Source organism: Pseudomonas sp. PVC-3-1, assembly GCF_057444315.1.
This window is the reverse complement of record NZ_CM172023.1, coordinates 3,956,295-3,970,556: the sequence shown is the minus strand read 5'-3', so window position 1 is coordinate 3,970,556 and position 14,262 is coordinate 3,956,295. Positions and strand designations below refer to the sequence as shown.

14 protein-coding genes are annotated in these 14,262 nt (G+C 65.2%); 4 read left to right on the top strand and 10 right to left on the bottom strand.

The genetic code is table 11. The annotated features are described in order from the left end of the window. Positions 1–6: 6 nt before the first annotated feature. The 3 genes from AC2T4A_RS18545 to AC2T4A_RS18535 are packed head-to-tail and all read right to left on the bottom strand — an operon-like array spanning position 7 to position 3,600. Complete coding sequence (locus AC2T4A_RS18545) at positions 7–369, bottom strand: YidH family protein (RefSeq protein WP_478379127.1); 363 nt, start codon at positions 367–369, stop codon at positions 7–9. A 13-nt stretch (positions 370–382) separates the two neighbouring features. Continuing rightward, positions 383–1,756: a DUF1329 domain-containing protein gene (locus AC2T4A_RS18540; protein ID WP_486741472.1), complete on the bottom strand. Its 1,374-nt coding sequence runs from the start codon at positions 1,754–1,756 to the stop codon at positions 383–385. Between the two features lie 14 nt (positions 1,757–1,770). After that, positions 1,771–3,600, bottom strand: a complete 1,830-nt coding sequence (locus AC2T4A_RS18535) for a DUF1302 domain-containing protein (protein WP_416749655.1) — start codon at positions 3,598–3,600, stop codon at positions 1,771–1,773. Positions 3,601–3,914: 314 nt separating this feature from the next. Between AC2T4A_RS18535 and AC2T4A_RS18530 the strand changes: the two genes are divergently transcribed. Further along, complete coding sequence (locus AC2T4A_RS18530) at positions 3,915–4,862, top strand: LysR family transcriptional regulator (protein ID WP_478379125.1); 948 nt, start codon at positions 3,915–3,917, stop codon at positions 4,860–4,862. 18 nt (positions 4,863–4,880) lie between these two features. On the opposite strand, the gene AC2T4A_RS18525 is transcribed toward AC2T4A_RS18530, so the two are convergent. The 4 genes from AC2T4A_RS18525 to AC2T4A_RS18510 all read right to left on the bottom strand — a co-directional run bounded on the left by AC2T4A_RS18525 (position 4,881) and on the right by AC2T4A_RS18510 (position 9,295). Next, entirely contained in the window at positions 4,881–6,167 is a 1,287-nt protein-coding gene (locus AC2T4A_RS18525; protein ID WP_416749590.1) for an MFS transporter, read from the bottom strand. Positions 6,168–6,225: 58 nt separating this feature from the next. Further along, entirely contained in the window at positions 6,226–7,395 is a 1,170-nt protein-coding gene (locus AC2T4A_RS18520; RefSeq protein WP_478379123.1) for an acyl-CoA dehydrogenase family protein, read from the bottom strand. A 14-nt stretch (positions 7,396–7,409) separates the two neighbouring features. Further along, positions 7,410–8,957: an AMP-binding protein gene (locus tag AC2T4A_RS18515; protein WP_486741471.1), complete on the bottom strand. Its 1,548-nt coding sequence runs from the start codon at positions 8,955–8,957 to the stop codon at positions 7,410–7,412. A 125-nt stretch (positions 8,958–9,082) separates the two neighbouring features. Further along, positions 9,083–9,295: a PLDc N-terminal domain-containing protein gene (locus AC2T4A_RS18510; protein ID WP_486741470.1), complete on the bottom strand. Its 213-nt coding sequence runs from the start codon at positions 9,293–9,295 to the stop codon at positions 9,083–9,085. 210 nt (positions 9,296–9,505) lie between these two features. Here AC2T4A_RS18510 and AC2T4A_RS18505 point away from each other — a divergent pair, with 210 nt between their 5' ends. Both AC2T4A_RS18505 and AC2T4A_RS18500 read left to right on the top strand, forming a co-directional pair. Then, the gene (locus AC2T4A_RS18505) at positions 9,506–9,865 is read left to right on the top strand and encodes a hypothetical protein (RefSeq protein ID WP_486741469.1); all 360 of its coding nucleotides are present in this window, start codon (positions 9,506–9,508) and stop codon (positions 9,863–9,865) included. A gap of 30 nt (positions 9,866–9,895) precedes the next feature. Next, positions 9,896–10,507, top strand: coding sequence for a Yip1 family protein (locus AC2T4A_RS18500; RefSeq protein ID WP_478379119.1), 612 nt, complete (start codon positions 9,896–9,898; stop codon positions 10,505–10,507). Positions 10,508–10,860: 353 nt separating this feature from the next. On the opposite strand, the gene AC2T4A_RS18495 is transcribed toward AC2T4A_RS18500, so the two are convergent. Continuing rightward, a complete protein-coding gene (locus tag AC2T4A_RS18495) occupies positions 10,861–11,001 on the bottom strand; it encodes a hypothetical protein (RefSeq protein WP_416749578.1) in 141 nt (46 codons plus the stop codon). A 66-nt stretch (positions 11,002–11,067) separates the two neighbouring features. Then, entirely contained in the window at positions 11,068–13,020 is a 1,953-nt protein-coding gene (locus tag AC2T4A_RS18490; RefSeq protein ID WP_416749576.1) for a hybrid sensor histidine kinase/response regulator, read from the bottom strand. Positions 13,021–13,300: 280 nt separating this feature from the next. Here AC2T4A_RS18490 and AC2T4A_RS18485 point away from each other — a divergent pair, with 280 nt between their 5' ends. Continuing rightward, positions 13,301–13,705 (top strand): hypothetical protein, encoded by a 405-nt coding sequence (locus AC2T4A_RS18485; RefSeq protein WP_478379118.1) that lies wholly within the window; start codon positions 13,301–13,303, stop codon positions 13,703–13,705. 66 nt (positions 13,706–13,771) lie between these two features. On the opposite strand, the gene AC2T4A_RS18480 is transcribed toward AC2T4A_RS18485, so the two are convergent. Further along, complete coding sequence (locus AC2T4A_RS18480) at positions 13,772–14,188, bottom strand: SRPBCC family protein (RefSeq protein ID WP_416749573.1); 417 nt, start codon at positions 14,186–14,188, stop codon at positions 13,772–13,774. Between the last annotated feature and the right edge of the window lie 74 nt (positions 14,189–14,262).

The window sequence follows — 14,262 nt, the reverse complement described above, 5'->3', positions numbered from 1 at the left end:
GGCTCATCACTGGTAGCCGATCAGGCCGGCAGCCAGCACTACGCAGGCCAGCGCCAACAATGGCACCAGCAGCGGCACCGGCAAAGGCCGCCCTTGTCGCAGCGCACGCTCCACGCTCAGCCAGCGAACCCCGGCCGCCCCGGCGGTAAGCAGGCCGAGGCCGGCCAGCGCCAGGGCCAGGAAGGTCCTTACAGCCCCCGTCAGTGTGGGGCTTACGAAGGCATCCAGGGCGATGGCGCCGGCCAGCAGCGCCATCGAGGTGCGAATCCAGGCGAGGAAGGTCCGTTCATTCGCCAGGCTGAAACGCGGGTCCGGCTCCTCGCCGCCGCCCAGCAGGCGGTCGGCCAGGCGACTGCGACCGCCACTCATTGCCGCCAGACCATCAGCGAATCCCCAGTCCGCGCAGAGCGCCGGGCGAGTAATCCGAGGTGGTGGCGCGGAAGCCGAAGTCGTAGCCGCGAGGCTGCTCGTTGCTCATGTTGGAAGCGATGTAGCGGCCCGCCTGCAGGTCATAGAACACCTGGACGGCGGACAGCAGCACCTGGACATCCGGACGATAGAACGTGTGATTCTCGCCGATCCGCCAGAGCTCGCCACGACTGTCGTACTGGTCGTTTTCCACCACGGTCCAGCTGTCCTCGTCGAGATAGAAGCGCCGCTTGGAGTAGATATGGCGGGCGCCGGGCTTCAGCGTGGCCTCCACTTCCCAGACGCGGTGCAACTCGTAGCGGGTCGGCGCCGAGTCGATCACGCCGGGCTTGAGGAAGTCAGCGTACTTCAGGCTGGGTGAAGCCAGGCGGTAGCTGTTGTAGGGGATGTACAGCTCCTTCCTGCCGATCAGTTTCCAGTCGTAGCGATCCGGCGCGCCGTTGTACATGTCGCGGCTGTCCGCGGTTCTCAGTCCGGCGGTAGTCGGCCCGGCGGCGTCGTAGGCATTGTCCGGAGCACGGCGCACCCGGCGCTGGCCGGAGCTGTAGACCCAGGAGAGGCGCGGTTGCTTCACCTGATCCAGTGTCTCGTGGACCAGCACCACCTCGCCCACCTGGCGCGACGGCGCGGTGATGCGGTGGCTGTAGTAGAACAGCATGTTGTCCACCTTGCCCGGCTCGTAGTTGCTCACCTGGTCGGCCATGGTGAAGCGCTGCTCGGTGGTGGTGATCACGTAGTCGCCACCGGCCTGGGGCGCCGCGCTGTCGTTGACCGACAGCAGGCTACCGCCGCGATAGCGGGTGATGTGGTTCCAGATCGCTTCCAGGCCGTTTTGCGGAATCGGGAAGGCCACCGCGCCGTGGAAGCCCTCGATGCCATTGCCGTCATTGACGAGCCTGGCGCCGGTGGCGTTCTGCGCCACCCAGCCCTTCAGTATGTCCGACACACCCACGCTGCGGTGGCTGGGGTAGACCGGCAGCTTGTACTGGCCGGGATAGCGCTTGAGCAGCGCAATCTGCCCGGCGGTGAGATTGGCCTGGTACTGCTGGTAGTTGCTCGAATCGATGGTGAACAGGGGCTGGTCGCCGGCGTACGGGTCGGCCGGGGTGCCGTTGCCCTGTATCTTCAGGCCATCGCCGGACAACCCGCCCAGCCAGGCCGGGACTTGGCCGTCAGCGCTGGCGGCGCGTTCGGCGCCCATGGGAGTCAGGCTGTCTTGCAGCTTGGCGGCCTCGCCGGCCGGCACGGCGGCGTAGGCACCTTCGCCCAGGAGGACAGCGCCGTGGGTCAGGAGGACGGCGGAAAACAGGCAGTAGATGCGTTTCAAGAGGCAGGCTCCACTTAGAAGTTGATGCCGACCGACAGCGAGACGAAATCGCGATCGCCGCGGTTGCCGTAGTCGCCATCGAAGTAGTTGGTGTAGGAAATGCCGGCGGTGTAGGTGCTGTTGAAATCCGCATCCAGCGACAGGCCGACCGCCTTGGCACCCTCGTTGAAGCCCGAGACCTCCGCCGGGGCGTAGCCCTTCACGTCGTGGGACCATGAGATACCGGGCTTGAGGTCGATGCCGGCGATGGCGTTGGCGTAGCTCCAGATCGCCCGCGCGCGGTAGCCCCAGGAGAACGACGTGACGAAACCCTCGTTGTTGCAGTTCTGCGGCGTTGCCGAGTTGGCGATGCACACGGCGTTGTTGGCCAGTTCGCCGGAGCCGAAGGTGCTGTTGCGCCCATAGCGCGGGCCGCCGTGGCCCTCCAGGCCGCCGACGAAGGTGGCGCCCACCTCGCCCACCAGCACCAACTGGTCGGCGCCCATGACCTGGCTGACGGTCTGGGTAGCGGTCATCTGCGCCTGGGTCACTTCCTTGCGGCGGTAGCCGTCGGCGGCATTGCTGTCGGCATAGGCCACAGCGCCGCTGTCATACAACGGTGTGCGCGACGGGTCGCCCAGGCCGGACTGGATCAGATCCGGGCCGTTGAATTGCAGCGGCAGGTTCGGCCGGTAGCTGATCTCGCCCTGCAGCGCGGTGCCGCTGGACAACGTCGTCGCGAAGGTCAGGCCGTACAGGCGGATGTCTTCGGGGTATTCGACGAAGTAACTTGAAGTCCCCATGCGCAGCGCATCGGTCAGGGTCTTGCCGGCGCTGCTGTTCATCAGGCCGTTGCAGGCCGCGCCAGAAAGGCCAAGGTTGCCGCACAGCTGGGGGACGAAATTGGTATTGGTCAGGTACGGACTGCTGATCGAACCGGTGTACGGCAGACGGCTGTGGTAGTTGGCCGCGTAAGCGCCGAACTCCGTGTCCAGGGCCGGCACGAACCAGTGCAGCGACAGACCCCACTGCCCGCTGTTGCGCGCGTCCCGGTCGGCAGCGCGTTGCAGGCGAATGCCCTCGCTGGTCAGATCGACGCCGAACGGCGATAGCGCGCGCACCGCGGCGGCGTTGCCGGTAAGGTTCTTGCCTACGTCCAGGCCGTAGCACCCGTCGGGGATGTAGTCGTTGCTGGAGAAGAAGGTGCCGCAGTTGTCCAGGTTGGTCTGTTCCCAGTCCAACTGGTAGAAGAAATCCGCGGAGAGGTTTTCGCTGAGGTTCTGGGTGACATAAAACAGATTCACCGGCACCAGTGCGTCCTTCACCTCCGAGCCCGGCCGGCGGATAGCCGACAGGTTGGTCGGATTGACCACGTTCAGGCCGCCCTGGATGAAGGTGCTTTCGCCCCAGTTCACTACCTGTTTGCCCAGGCGCACCGAACCCGGTTCATCGGCGATCTGGAAGTTGTGGTAGACGAAGGCGTCCAGCAACTCGAAGCCGGCGGACTTGTTGGCGTTCTTGCGTCCGGCGTCCTCGACATCCTTGAAGCGCTGGCTCTCGTCGCGCAGGGCGTAGTCGTACCAGTAGCTGCCGCGCAGGAACACGCCGCTGTCGCCATACTTGAGCTCCAGATCGTGGCGGCCCTTGAATATCTTCGAGAACACGTCGCCAGCGCGGTAGTTGCGACGACCGTCATCACCCGAGGCGCTGCGCATCAGGCGCTGTTCGGGGTTGTGGGTGGACATGCTGGCGCCCAGCGACAGCGCGGAGTCGAGCTGGCCCTGGATCTCTCCGATTTCGAAGTTGTAACCCCAGGCAGAATGGCAGGTGCAAGTTGCGACCAATAGCCATGAGCCTCGCACCATGATGCGAACTTTCGGCGTCATCACTCTTATCCTCTTTATTCTTTTCGAGCGATCTTCAGGCAATACAAATCCTCCTCGAAATCACTTTAAGCAACATGAGGTATCGAGCGTAGGTGTTTGTATTATCTGGGTATTTGTATTAGAAGAATTATTCTTCGAATGAACTTCCAGAAGACTTTGCGGATTGTTGGCTTATCGTTACCGGCCCTTGATTTGCGGGGATGGCTCGATACTAAATAGCCCTCTGCCGACGAACAAATATCGTCTTCAGATGGACCCCATATCAAACCGGCATGGCCGGACAAGGCACGACGATGACCCTCAAGCAGTTGCGTTACCTGATCGCCATCGCCGAGGCCGGTAGCTTTTCCGCCGCCGCCCGCAAGGCCTATATCGCCCAGCCGGCGCTCAGCCGGCAGATCGGCATGCTGGAGAGCGAACTGGAAGTGCAATTGCTGCTGCGCCAGCACGACGGCGTCGATCTCACCGACGCCGGCCGGCGCCTCTACGAGGTGGCCCGCTCGGTGGTGCAGAAGATCGATTCGGTGAAGGACGAGCTGATGTCCAGCCGGGGCGACCCGCGCGGGCGGGTGTCGGTGGCCATCCCGGTGACCACCTCCGCCCTGCTGCTGCCGGCGATCATCCAGCGCGTGCAGGAGAAGTTCTCCGGCATCGACCTGGTGGTGCGCGACGGTCTGAGCAAGGAAGGCGGCGAAGCCATCGAACTGGGCAAGGTCGATTTCGGCATCGTGCCCAATGCCGAGGAACTCGAAGGAGTGGTCGCCGAGCCGATCTTCGTCGAGCAGCTCTATTGGGTCGGGCGCATGCCGCTGGGAAGCGAGGGAGAGAGCATCACCCTGGCCGAGGCGCTGAGCCAGCCACTGGTGATGCCGCCGCGCGGCATGCACCTGCGCCGGCGCATCGAGCAGGCGGCCATGGCCGCGGGGCTTGAGCTGAATGTGAAGTACGAGCAGCAGTCCGCCTACGGCATCACAGGCCTGGTGACCAGCGGGCTGGCGGCGTCCATCAGCAACTGGCCGCCAATCGAGGTGGGCTCGCAGTCATTGGCGCGGCGCATCGTCGAGCCGCAGATCGAACGCACCATCTCCATCGCCCACTCGGCGCATAAGCCACTGAGCTTCGCGGCCTCGTGCGTGCACGACCTGGTGCGCGAACTGCTGGTGGAAGCGGTGCGCAACGGAACGTGGAAAGGCGAGCTGATCGAGCGCTCGCCTCTGCCAGCGGTCAATCTGGACGATTGACCGCCAGCCCCCGCATCGTCAACCGGCAGCGGCCAGTTCGCCGGAGAGCTGTGCCCGCGAGCGTTGTGGGCGTAGCCAGGCCAACCCGACCAGACCGGCGACCACCAGCAGTACGCCGCTGACCGCGAAGCCGTGGGCATAGCCGGCACCATCCAGGCCACCGGAGCGCTGCACGAGGAAGCCGGTGACGATAGGGGCGCTGAGCCCCGCCAGCGAGGCGAAGGCATTGCCAATCGCCAGGATGCTGCCCCGCTGTGCGGTGGGCGTGACTTCCGCCAGCATTGCCGGGCCCACCGAGTACATCACCAGCGCCAGGCCGCCGCTCAGGGTCATGTAGGTCATGCGCAGCGCCACCGGCAGGTCCGTCAACAGGCTGATGGACAGCACGCCACTGGCCACCAGGCATGCCGAGACGAACACACCCCGCGCGATCCGCGACGATAGACCGGCGCGCAACATGCGCTGCGACAACCACGCCATGAACAGGCTCAGCGGCATGGTCACCAGGACGAACAACCCGAACAGCCGCCCAGCGTTCATGGCGCTCAGGCCCAGGCCGCTTTCCAGGTAGGCCGGCACCCAGGTCAAGGTCAGCGCCAACGACCAATTGGCGGCGAAGTGGCAGAAATAGTTCGCCAGCACCGTGCTGTCAGCCAACAGGCGACGGTACGGCAGACGCTCGCCAGAGCCCTGCCCGCGTGGCGTCTCGCCCAGCCGCCCTTCCTGTCCGAAGAAGAACCAGGCCACGCACCAGATGGCGCCGAAGATCGCCAGTACCGCGAAGTTGCTGCGCCAGCCGTAGTGCGTGCTGATCCAGGGAATCATCAGCCCGGCGATCAGCAGGCCCATGGCACTGCCCGAATGCAGCAGCGCCACCGGCAGGCTGCGGCGCTCGTCGGGGAACCACTTGTACAGCGCATGGGTGGCGACCGGCGACGCCGGCCCCTCACCCACGCCCAGCAACACCCGGCAGGCCACCAACGTCCATAGCGAAGTGGCATAGAGCATCGGTAACTGCACCAGTGCCCAGAAGGCCCCCATGCCCAGCAACAGCCAGCGGGTGGAGCGGCGGTTGGCGAGGAAGCCGCCCACCACCGCGGAGATGGAGAACAGCCAGTGCAGGCTGCCGCCAACCAGACCGAATTCGGCAGGAGTCAGGTTCAGCTCCTTCATCATCGGTACCGCAACCAGACCGGTGACCACCTTGTCGAGGAAGTTCACCAGCATCATCGCCGCCAGCAGAAAGGCGACCGTCCAGGCTCGGCGGGGCTGGTAGGCATTCTCTTTAGCAGAAGAATCTTGCATGTCGCTGATCTCTCTTGTTCTTGTCGGGTGCTGCGTCCGCGCTTCCACGTCCCACCGGTCAATCGGGCATCAGGATGCCCTTGGCGATGGTGTTGCGCTGGATTTCGCTGGTCCCGGTAAGGATGCGCATCATACGGGTGGCGCGGAACAGCCACTCCACCGGATGCCCGTTGATCAAGCCGGCGCCGCCGTGCACCTGCACCGCACGGTCGGCAATGCGGAAGGCGGTTTCCGAGCTGAATACCTTGCACATCGACGACTGGGTACGGATGTCGCCGCCCGCGTCGTAGCTGGCCGCCGTGGCGTACATCATGCTGCGCGCGGCATACAGCTCGGTGGCCATGTCGGCAATCATGTGGCTGACCGCCTGGAACATGCCGATTGGCCGGCCGAACTGCACCCGAGAGCGGGCGTAGTCCACCGACAGGTTCAGCGCCAGCTCCGCCATGCCAAGCATGGTGGCGCAGTGCAGCAGGCGGTTGAGGGTGATGCGCCCCATGGCAAGCTTGAAGCCCTTGCCTTCCTCGCCGATGCGGTGCGCCACCGGCACCTTAACCCCTTCGAGGAGGATGTCACCGTGGGTACCGGGGCCGGACATGGCCTGGTAATCGGACACCACCTGCGCGCCGGGCGCGGCGAGGTCGACGAAGAACGCCGAGATGCCCTCGGCACCCTTGCCTGGCCCGGTCACTGCCAGCAGCACGGCGAAGTCTGCGTAGGGCGCGCCGGAGATATAGCGTTTCGCGCCGTCGAGCACGTAGTGATCACCCTCCAGACGCGCGCTGGTCTTGATCGCCGTGGCGTCGGAGCCAGCCTCAGCCTCGGTCAGGGCGAAACACACGGCCTTCTCGGCACGGCACACCGGGCGCAGAAAGTGGTCGATCTGCTCCTGGCTGGCCACCCGGAACAGATGGCCCACCCGCGGCGGACCGCTCAGCTCGCCCAATACGTGAGCGGCCAATACCGCGCCGCTGCTGGCCGCGGCCTCCTTCACGGCGCACAGGTCGGCAATACCCAGACCGGCGCCCCCCAGCTCCTCAGGCAGCATGATGTTGTAGAAGCCGCGCTCGCAGGAACGCTTCCACAGGTTGCGCAGCAGTTCGCGCGGGTGCTTCTCGCCGAAGCGGATACCCTCGCGCTGCTCCAGCGGCAGCAGTTCTTCGCGGATGAAGCCGCGCAGGTCGTCGATGATCGCCTGTGCCTTGGCGCCGGGTTGAATCGCGTGCATGGTCATTCTCCCTCTCAGATCCGACGTTCCTGGTGCTGCCAGTAGGTTTCGCGCACCAGGCGGCGCACGACCTTGCCGTTGGGGTTCTTCGGCAGCTCGCGGACGAAGTCCACGCTGCGCGGCTTCTTGAAACCGGCCAGTTGCGCGGCACACAGCTCGATGATCCGCGCCTCGTCCAGTTGCATGCCGGGCTTGAGCACCACCACTGCCTTGACCGCCTCGCCCCACTGTTCGTCGGGCACGCCCACCACCGCCGCTTCGAAGATTTCCGGCAGGCTGTAGAGCACTTGTTCCACCTCGGTCGGGTAGATGTTGAAGCCGCCGGAAATGATCATTTCCTTCTTGCGGTCGACGATGAACACGTAGCCGTGCTCGTCCACCGTGGCGAGGTCGCCGGTGAGGTAGTAGCCCTCGCGCATGACCTCCGCAGTGAGCTCCGGCGCCTGCCAGTAGCCCTGCATGATGTCCGGCCCGCGCACGACGATCTCGCCGATCTCCCCGGGCTTCACATCCTCGAAGTCCTCGTTGACCACCCGCAGGTCGGTGTCGAAGTAGCAGCGGCCACAGGAGGCCAGGCGTTTGGGATCATCCAGCGCCGCGATGTGGTCCTGTTCGGTAAGCACCGTGACCAGCGAACAGGTCTCGCCGGCGCCGTAGCCCTGGGCGAGGATCGGCCCGAACACCTGCATGGCACGGCGCACCAGCGCCGGGGCCATGGGCGCGGCGCCGTACATAACCAGGCGCAGGCTGCTCAGGTCGTAGGTTTCCACCCCGGGGAAGTTCACCAGCCGGTTGATCATCGCCGGCACCAGGAACAGCCGGGTGACGCGTTCGCGCTGTATGGTTTCCAGCAGCAGGCGGTCGTCGTAGCGCTCCACCAGCAGGTTGCAAGCGCCGGCGGCAAGCAGCGGCATGACCTGCATGCCGCTGGCATGGGTGATCGGGCCGACATGGGCCATCACATCGCCAGGGCCGGAACGGCCCGTCGGGCTGGCGATACTCTTGCGTACCAGCGCCTTGCGGTTGCCGACACTGAGCATGGCGGCCTTGAGCACGCCGGAACTGCCAGAGGTGTAGTGCAGCACCGCCAGGGCGTCGTCCGCCGGGTCGCAACTGATGTGAGCATCGCAGCCACGCTCAAGCACCGCCCCGTAAGGCACATCGGCGCCTTCGGCAGCCAGCGGGACGATCAGTTTCAGATCCGGCAGTTCGGCACGTCGCTGGTCGATCAGCGTGGCGAAAGAGGCATCGGCAATCACCGCCTGGCTGCGTGAATCTTTCAGCACGCTAAGCACTTCATCGGCGGCCAGGCGCGCATTGATCGGCACCTTCACCATGGCGTTCTTGTACAGGGCGACTTCCGCCTCTACCAGTTCGGCCCGGTTGGGCGCCAGGATCGCCACGTGGGCGCCCTGCTCCAGTCCCAGCGTGAGCAGCCCGGAGGCCAGGCGATTGGTACGGCGTTCGAGATCGGCGAAGGTGATGCGATGACGTGAATCGACCACGGCCTCGCGGTCAGGCCAGTAAAGCGCACTGCGGCGCAGGATTTTACCCAGGTCCACTTGTTGTTCTCATTGTCAGGGGAGACGGGCGAAATCCTAAGAGCCGTGCGCCGCGCGCGGCCAATACCATAGGTCGATGCCGGCCATGCCGGAATGCGATGGCCCCCGTCAGCAGGCATTGCCAGTCAGTCCAACGGCGGCTCCTGGGCGAGCCCGCGCGGCCCGGCAATCCCCCAGATCACCAGCCCCAGCACCGGCAGGATGGCAATCAGCAGGGACCATAGCGCCTTTGCGTTAACGCCCTTGTCACTGCGGAAGATGCTGAGGATCGCCCACAGATCCAGCAACACGATGATGGTCGCCACGGCGATCCAGAAAACACTGAGCAATGAAGACATGACCCGGCCCCTTCTCACGGGGCAGGAAATTGCCCCTCTCCCGGCAGGCCCCGCCCGAGGCCCAAGGTTCAACCAGAAGGACCATCGTCCAGGCGCCGAACCGTTCGTCCCTCGCACTGAACACCGCGCGGCGCGCTCCAGTCATTCGTGAAGGCACCCATGAAAACGGGCGCCGGTCACTCACTGCTCGCCAGACACAAGAGGTGACGAATGATGGGCTGGAATGATCATCGCGACGTAGAACGCTCCGAGGGGCTTCGCCGCCTGCTCGAAGAAGGTGCGCTGGAGGTCGACAGCAGCCAGGAGATCCTTGCCCGCTACATCCTCAACCACGGATTCGCCGCGCTTTCCGAAGCGCAGCAGCAGGAGTTCCACGAGCAGTTGCTGCCGCTGCTCGACCGCCGCGATCGCGGCGAGGGGTTGATGCCACAAGGCGACCTCGATCCGGCGATCGACGATCCCGAGCTGGTCAGCTCGCAGATCAACGACCCAGGCAACGAAGACCCCGGCTCGCTCATCGAAATGGAAGTCGAGGAAGGCTTGCGCCCGGACCGGCGAACCCGCCACTGATGCTTATCCACGAGGCCCGAGGAGGACGCCATGACCTTTCCCCTGACCCACTTCTTCACCCACCCGGAAACGGCCTGGCACGAACTGCGCGACAACGCCGACCAGCACCCGGCAGCCTACCTGCCGCTCTGGTTGCTGATGCCGTTGTTACCGGCGGTGTGCCTGTTCATCGGCACTACCCAGGTTGGCTGGCGCCTGCCGGGGAATGAGGAAACCCAGTTACTCAGCCTTGCCAGCGGCGCGCTTCTCGCCTTCTGGTGCTATGCCGGCCTGGTGGCGGGGATTGTGATCATCGCGTACCTGACCCGCTGGGTGCTGTTCCGCACCGACGTGCGCCCCGACCTCAACCGCAGCATGGGCTTTTCCACGGCCGTGGCGCTGCCCCTGATGCTGGCCGGGCTCGCCGCCCTGCTGCCATCGCGCTGGCTGCTGCTACTCGCCGCCGGGGCGGCCACGCTGTATTCGGGCTGGCTGCTGTTCATCGGCCTGCCCATCTACATGCGCCTGACGCAGCGCAGCGCGGCCTTCTATTCAGGCTGCATCCTGGGGCTGGGATTTCTCGCCCTGCTGACCACCGCCTTCGCCTTCCTGGAATTGTGGGGACAGACCATGATGGGGACGGGGGAGTATCTGCAGGAGTAACTCACCCCTCGCAGGTCGCGTTCATGAGTGCAGGAGCAACTGTCTTTCTCTGGTAAGTCCGTACCTATGCATCCCCTCACCCCAGCCCTCTCCCGGAGGGAGAGGGAGCAGTCCGAGCCCACTGACGCAAAGGTTTCATCCTGCACCAAACAGTCCCCTCTCCTCTTGGGAGAGGGTTAGGGTGAGGGCAAAGCCGAGCACAGTACTTTCACTCAGGAGCGGACTCTTCCTCGATCCGGCCGGCAGGCCGGTCTGAACCTGCCGGCCGTCGAGCAGACACGGGGCGCGCCCGCACGAAGGTCAGGCCGATCGCGGATGAAGTCCGCTGCTACGCGACAGGCATACCAGTAGGCTCATTGCTCCGGTCGTGGCACCGGCTCTTCCGGAGGCTGCTGCATGGGCACCTCTTCGGGGAAGTCCTCGGGAATCTGGCTTTCGCGATCCGGCGGAGCCTCCTGCGGATCGGGGCGTTGGGCGTGGAAAGTGGTGTTCATGGCAAATCCTCCGATAGCGCGGGCGGTCAACTTTGGGCGCACCGCGCTCGCGGAGGTTCGGTTTTTCTACCTGTCGGCGCCCTTTACCATCAGGAGCAGGGCCAGTAGCTGGTCGCGGTCGAACGGTTTGGGCAGGCGCATCACCGACTCGGCCAGGGTATCCAGGCGCCCGGCGTACCCGGTAGTGAGCACGCAGGTCAATGCCGGATATGCCTGACGCACATGCTGGATCAGCAGCATGCCGTCCATGTCCGGCATGGCGAAGTCGGTGATCATCAGGTCGTAGCTCGACTGCTCGAGCAACTGCATGGCGGCGCGCGCCGACTCGCTGCGCGCCACCTGGCAGCCCAAGTCCGCGAGCAGCGCGCTGGTGCCGGCCAGCACCAGCGCATCGTCGTCCACCACCAGTACCCGCAAACCGATCGGCTCGTCGAGGGTGGGCGGTGCCGGCACTACTCGCGCGACGCTGGGCAACTCCGGCTCCGCTTTCACCCGCACCGCCGGCAGCCAGATTTCCGCCGTGGTGCCCAGCCCCGGCGAGCTGCGCAGCAGCAGCGCTCCGCCCTGCTGCTGGGCCAGGCCATGGACGATGGACAACCCCAGCCCCGTGCCCTTGCCGGTGGGCTTGGTGGTGAAGAACGGCTCGGCAGCGCGTCGCAAGGTGTCCTCGTCCATGCCCTGCCCTGAGTCGGTGACCGCCAGGCACACGTAATCCCCCGGCGCCAGCTTGCCGCTCTGCCGCGGCCCGACCTGTGCGTTGCGCGCCGAGAAGGTGATGCTGCCGCCACTGGGCATGGCATCACGGGCGTTGGTGGCGAGGTTGATGATCGCCAGTTCCAACTGGTTCTGGTCACTCAGCACGCAGTCCAGTTGCAGCGGGAAGCGGGTTTCCAGGCTGATGGTCGGGCCCAGGGAGCTGACCAGCAGCTCGCTCATGTCCTGCAGCAGCGCCGGCAGCTGGATCGGCTGCGGGAACAGCCGCTGCTTGCGGGCGAAAGCCAGCATCCGTTGGGTCAGCTGGGCGCCGCGGCGGGTCGCCTCCAGGGCGTTGCGCCAGATGGCCTGGACCTTCTCGTTGTCCTTGGGCAACTGCCGCTCCAGCAGCTGCAGCCCGCCGAGAATCACTGTCAGCAGGTTATTGAAGTCGTGGGCAACGCCGCCGGTGAGCTGGCCGAGGGACTCCATCTTCTGCGACTGGATCAGCTCGTCACGGGCACGCTCCAACTCTTCCTGGGCACGGCGCTTATCGGTGATGTCGCGGGTGATCTTGGCAAATCCCAGCAGCTTGCCGGTGTCATCGAACACCGGGTCGATGACGATGTTGGCCCAGAAGCGCGAGCCGTCCTTGCGCATCTGCAGACGCTCTTCCTCATAGCGTCCCTCGGCCAGCGCAGTGCTCAGGCTGGCCTCGGGTACGCCGCCCAGGCGATCTTCGTCGCAGTAGAAGCAGTCGAAACGGCGGCCGATGATCTCTTCGGGGTGGTAGCCCTTGATCCGCTCGGCGCCGGAATTCCAGCTGGCGACGTTGCCCTCGGGGTCGAGCATGTACAGCGCATAGTCGGTAACACCGTTCACCAGCAGGCGGAACTGCTGTTCGCTGCGCCGCAGGGCCTGCTCGGTCTCGTGCTGCTCGGTGCGGTCACGGGTGATCTTGGCAAACCCCAGCAACTCGCCGGCAGTATTGCGGATGGCGTCGATCACCACGTGGGCCCAGAACGAGCTGCCGTCGCGGTGCAGGCGCCAGCCTTCGCTCTCGTAGCGACCGACCCGCGCCGCCTCGTCCAGGGCCAGCTCTGGCAGACCGGCTGCGCGATCCGTCGGGGTGTAGAAGCGCGAGAAGTGCTCGCCGAGGATTTCGTCGGCGGCGTAGCCCTTCAGGCGTTGCGCCCCGGAGCTCCAGCTGCTGACCCTGCCATCGGGATCGAGCATGTAGATCGCGTAATCGGTCACCGCCTCGACCAGCAGGCGGTAGCGCGCGTCTTCGACGAGTTGGGCGGTGCTGGCAATGGTCTCTGGCATGAAATCCGAGCTCCCCTGGCTCATTGGAGCAAAGCATAGGCACGGCCATCCTACCCCGACTGCCGCCGGACGGCGTCACTGGCGGTACGCCTGGCGCAACCCGTCTGCGTTCCAGAGCGCTGGGCTACCGACCAGGCCGGGCCGCAGCCCCGCGGCCAGCCAACCGCCTGGCGGAAAACCCGCTGATACTTCGCGCAAGCCGCGAATTCCGTGGTCCATGACACAACCCCCTCGGATGTCCATGCCCGGGGAATCGTGCAACGAGCACAGGAGACTGCGGATGAGCGTTGACCCCGAGCGTTTCGCCAACGACTACCAGAGCGCCCTGGTGGAGGTGGCCCTGCCCGCCTTCGCCCGCGCCAGCGAATTTGCCCGTGAACACGGCCTGGAATGCAGCGTGGAGCTGTTGGACGGCCGCCGCGACCTGCCGGAACTGCGCCTGAAAGTCCGCCATTCCTGCCACGACGCCGAGTGCATCTGCCGTATCAGCGCCGACCCGCAGACCCAGCGGCTATGCCACGAAAATCGCTGCGGGGAGACCGAGGCCGACGTGCAGCAGGTGATCGGATCGCTCGCCTCGCTCAACGAGATGGTGCTCGATACCCGCCTGCTGGAATTCTTCCAGAGCTCCTTCGCCCTGCATCTGGACTACGCCTCCGAACGGCACGCCGGGGGATTCTGGTAGCCCTCGCGGCAGAATGACGAAGCCCCTTGTCCGCACGCCGGACAAGGGGCTTTTTGCAGGGTGCGATCAGCCCTCGAGCTTCTGCTTCAGTGCCGCCAGGCCATCGACATAGATGCCGGTGAACAGGGCAGAGGCTTCGGCATCGCTGATGCCTTCGGGAGTGAAGGAGCCGAACCACTCCACGCGCACGCCTTCAGCCTCCGCACCCGGCAGCACGCGCAGGGTCGACTGGTAGTCGCGCACCGGCGCCGGCCCCTGGAGGATGGTGTAGCTGTAGCTGCGCTCAGCTTCGTTGAAGTCCAGCAGGCGCTCGATGATGGTTTCGCCGGCGACACTCTTCAGGGTGCGCACACGGCCACCCTCGCTGAGCGCGCTCTGCGGAATGAACGGTAGCCAGTCGGGCAGCGAATCGAAGCCGCCAATGAGTTGCCAGACCTGGTCGATATCGGAATTGAGGTCGATGAATGCTGTGGCCTTGGCCATGATGTTTCTCCCGGGGCGTTCGCCCCATTGATTCGATGATCGTGGTGGAGCGCCAGGCCAAAAGGCCCGGCGGC

Excerpts from the sequence above, each read along its gene's own strand:
- AC2T4A_RS18545 (WP_478379127.1), bottom strand. The coding sequence starts at position 369 with ATGAGTGGCGGTCGCAGTCGCCTGGCCGACCGCCTGCTGGGCGGCGGC.
- AC2T4A_RS18510 (WP_486741470.1), bottom strand. The coding sequence starts at position 9,295 with ATGTCTTCATTGCTCAGTGTTTTCTGGATCGCCGTGGCGACCATCATC.
- AC2T4A_RS18505 (WP_486741469.1), top strand. The coding sequence starts at position 9,506 with ATGATGGGCTGGAATGATCATCGCGACGTAGAACGCTCCGAGGGGCTT.
- AC2T4A_RS18480 (WP_416749573.1), bottom strand. The coding sequence starts at position 14,188 with ATGGCCAAGGCCACAGCATTCATCGACCTCAATTCCGATATCGACCAG.
- AC2T4A_RS18535 (WP_416749655.1), bottom strand. The coding sequence starts at position 3,600 with ATGGTGCGAGGCTCATGGCTATTGGTCGCAACTTGCACCTGCCATTCT.
- AC2T4A_RS18485 (WP_478379118.1), top strand. The coding sequence starts at position 13,301 with ATGAGCGTTGACCCCGAGCGTTTCGCCAACGACTACCAGAGCGCCCTG.
- AC2T4A_RS18525 (WP_416749590.1), bottom strand. The coding sequence starts at position 6,167 with ATGCAAGATTCTTCTGCTAAAGAGAATGCCTACCAGCCCCGCCGAGCC.
- AC2T4A_RS18520 (WP_478379123.1), bottom strand. The coding sequence starts at position 7,395 with ATGCACGCGATTCAACCCGGCGCCAAGGCACAGGCGATCATCGACGAC.
- AC2T4A_RS18495 (WP_416749578.1), bottom strand. The coding sequence starts at position 11,001 with ATGAACACCACTTTCCACGCCCAACGCCCCGATCCGCAGGAGGCTCCG.
- AC2T4A_RS18490 (WP_416749576.1), bottom strand. The coding sequence starts at position 13,020 with ATGCCAGAGACCATTGCCAGCACCGCCCAACTCGTCGAAGACGCGCGC.
- AC2T4A_RS18530 (WP_478379125.1), top strand. The coding sequence starts at position 3,915 with ATGACCCTCAAGCAGTTGCGTTACCTGATCGCCATCGCCGAGGCCGGT.
- AC2T4A_RS18500 (WP_478379119.1), top strand. The coding sequence starts at position 9,896 with ATGACCTTTCCCCTGACCCACTTCTTCACCCACCCGGAAACGGCCTGG.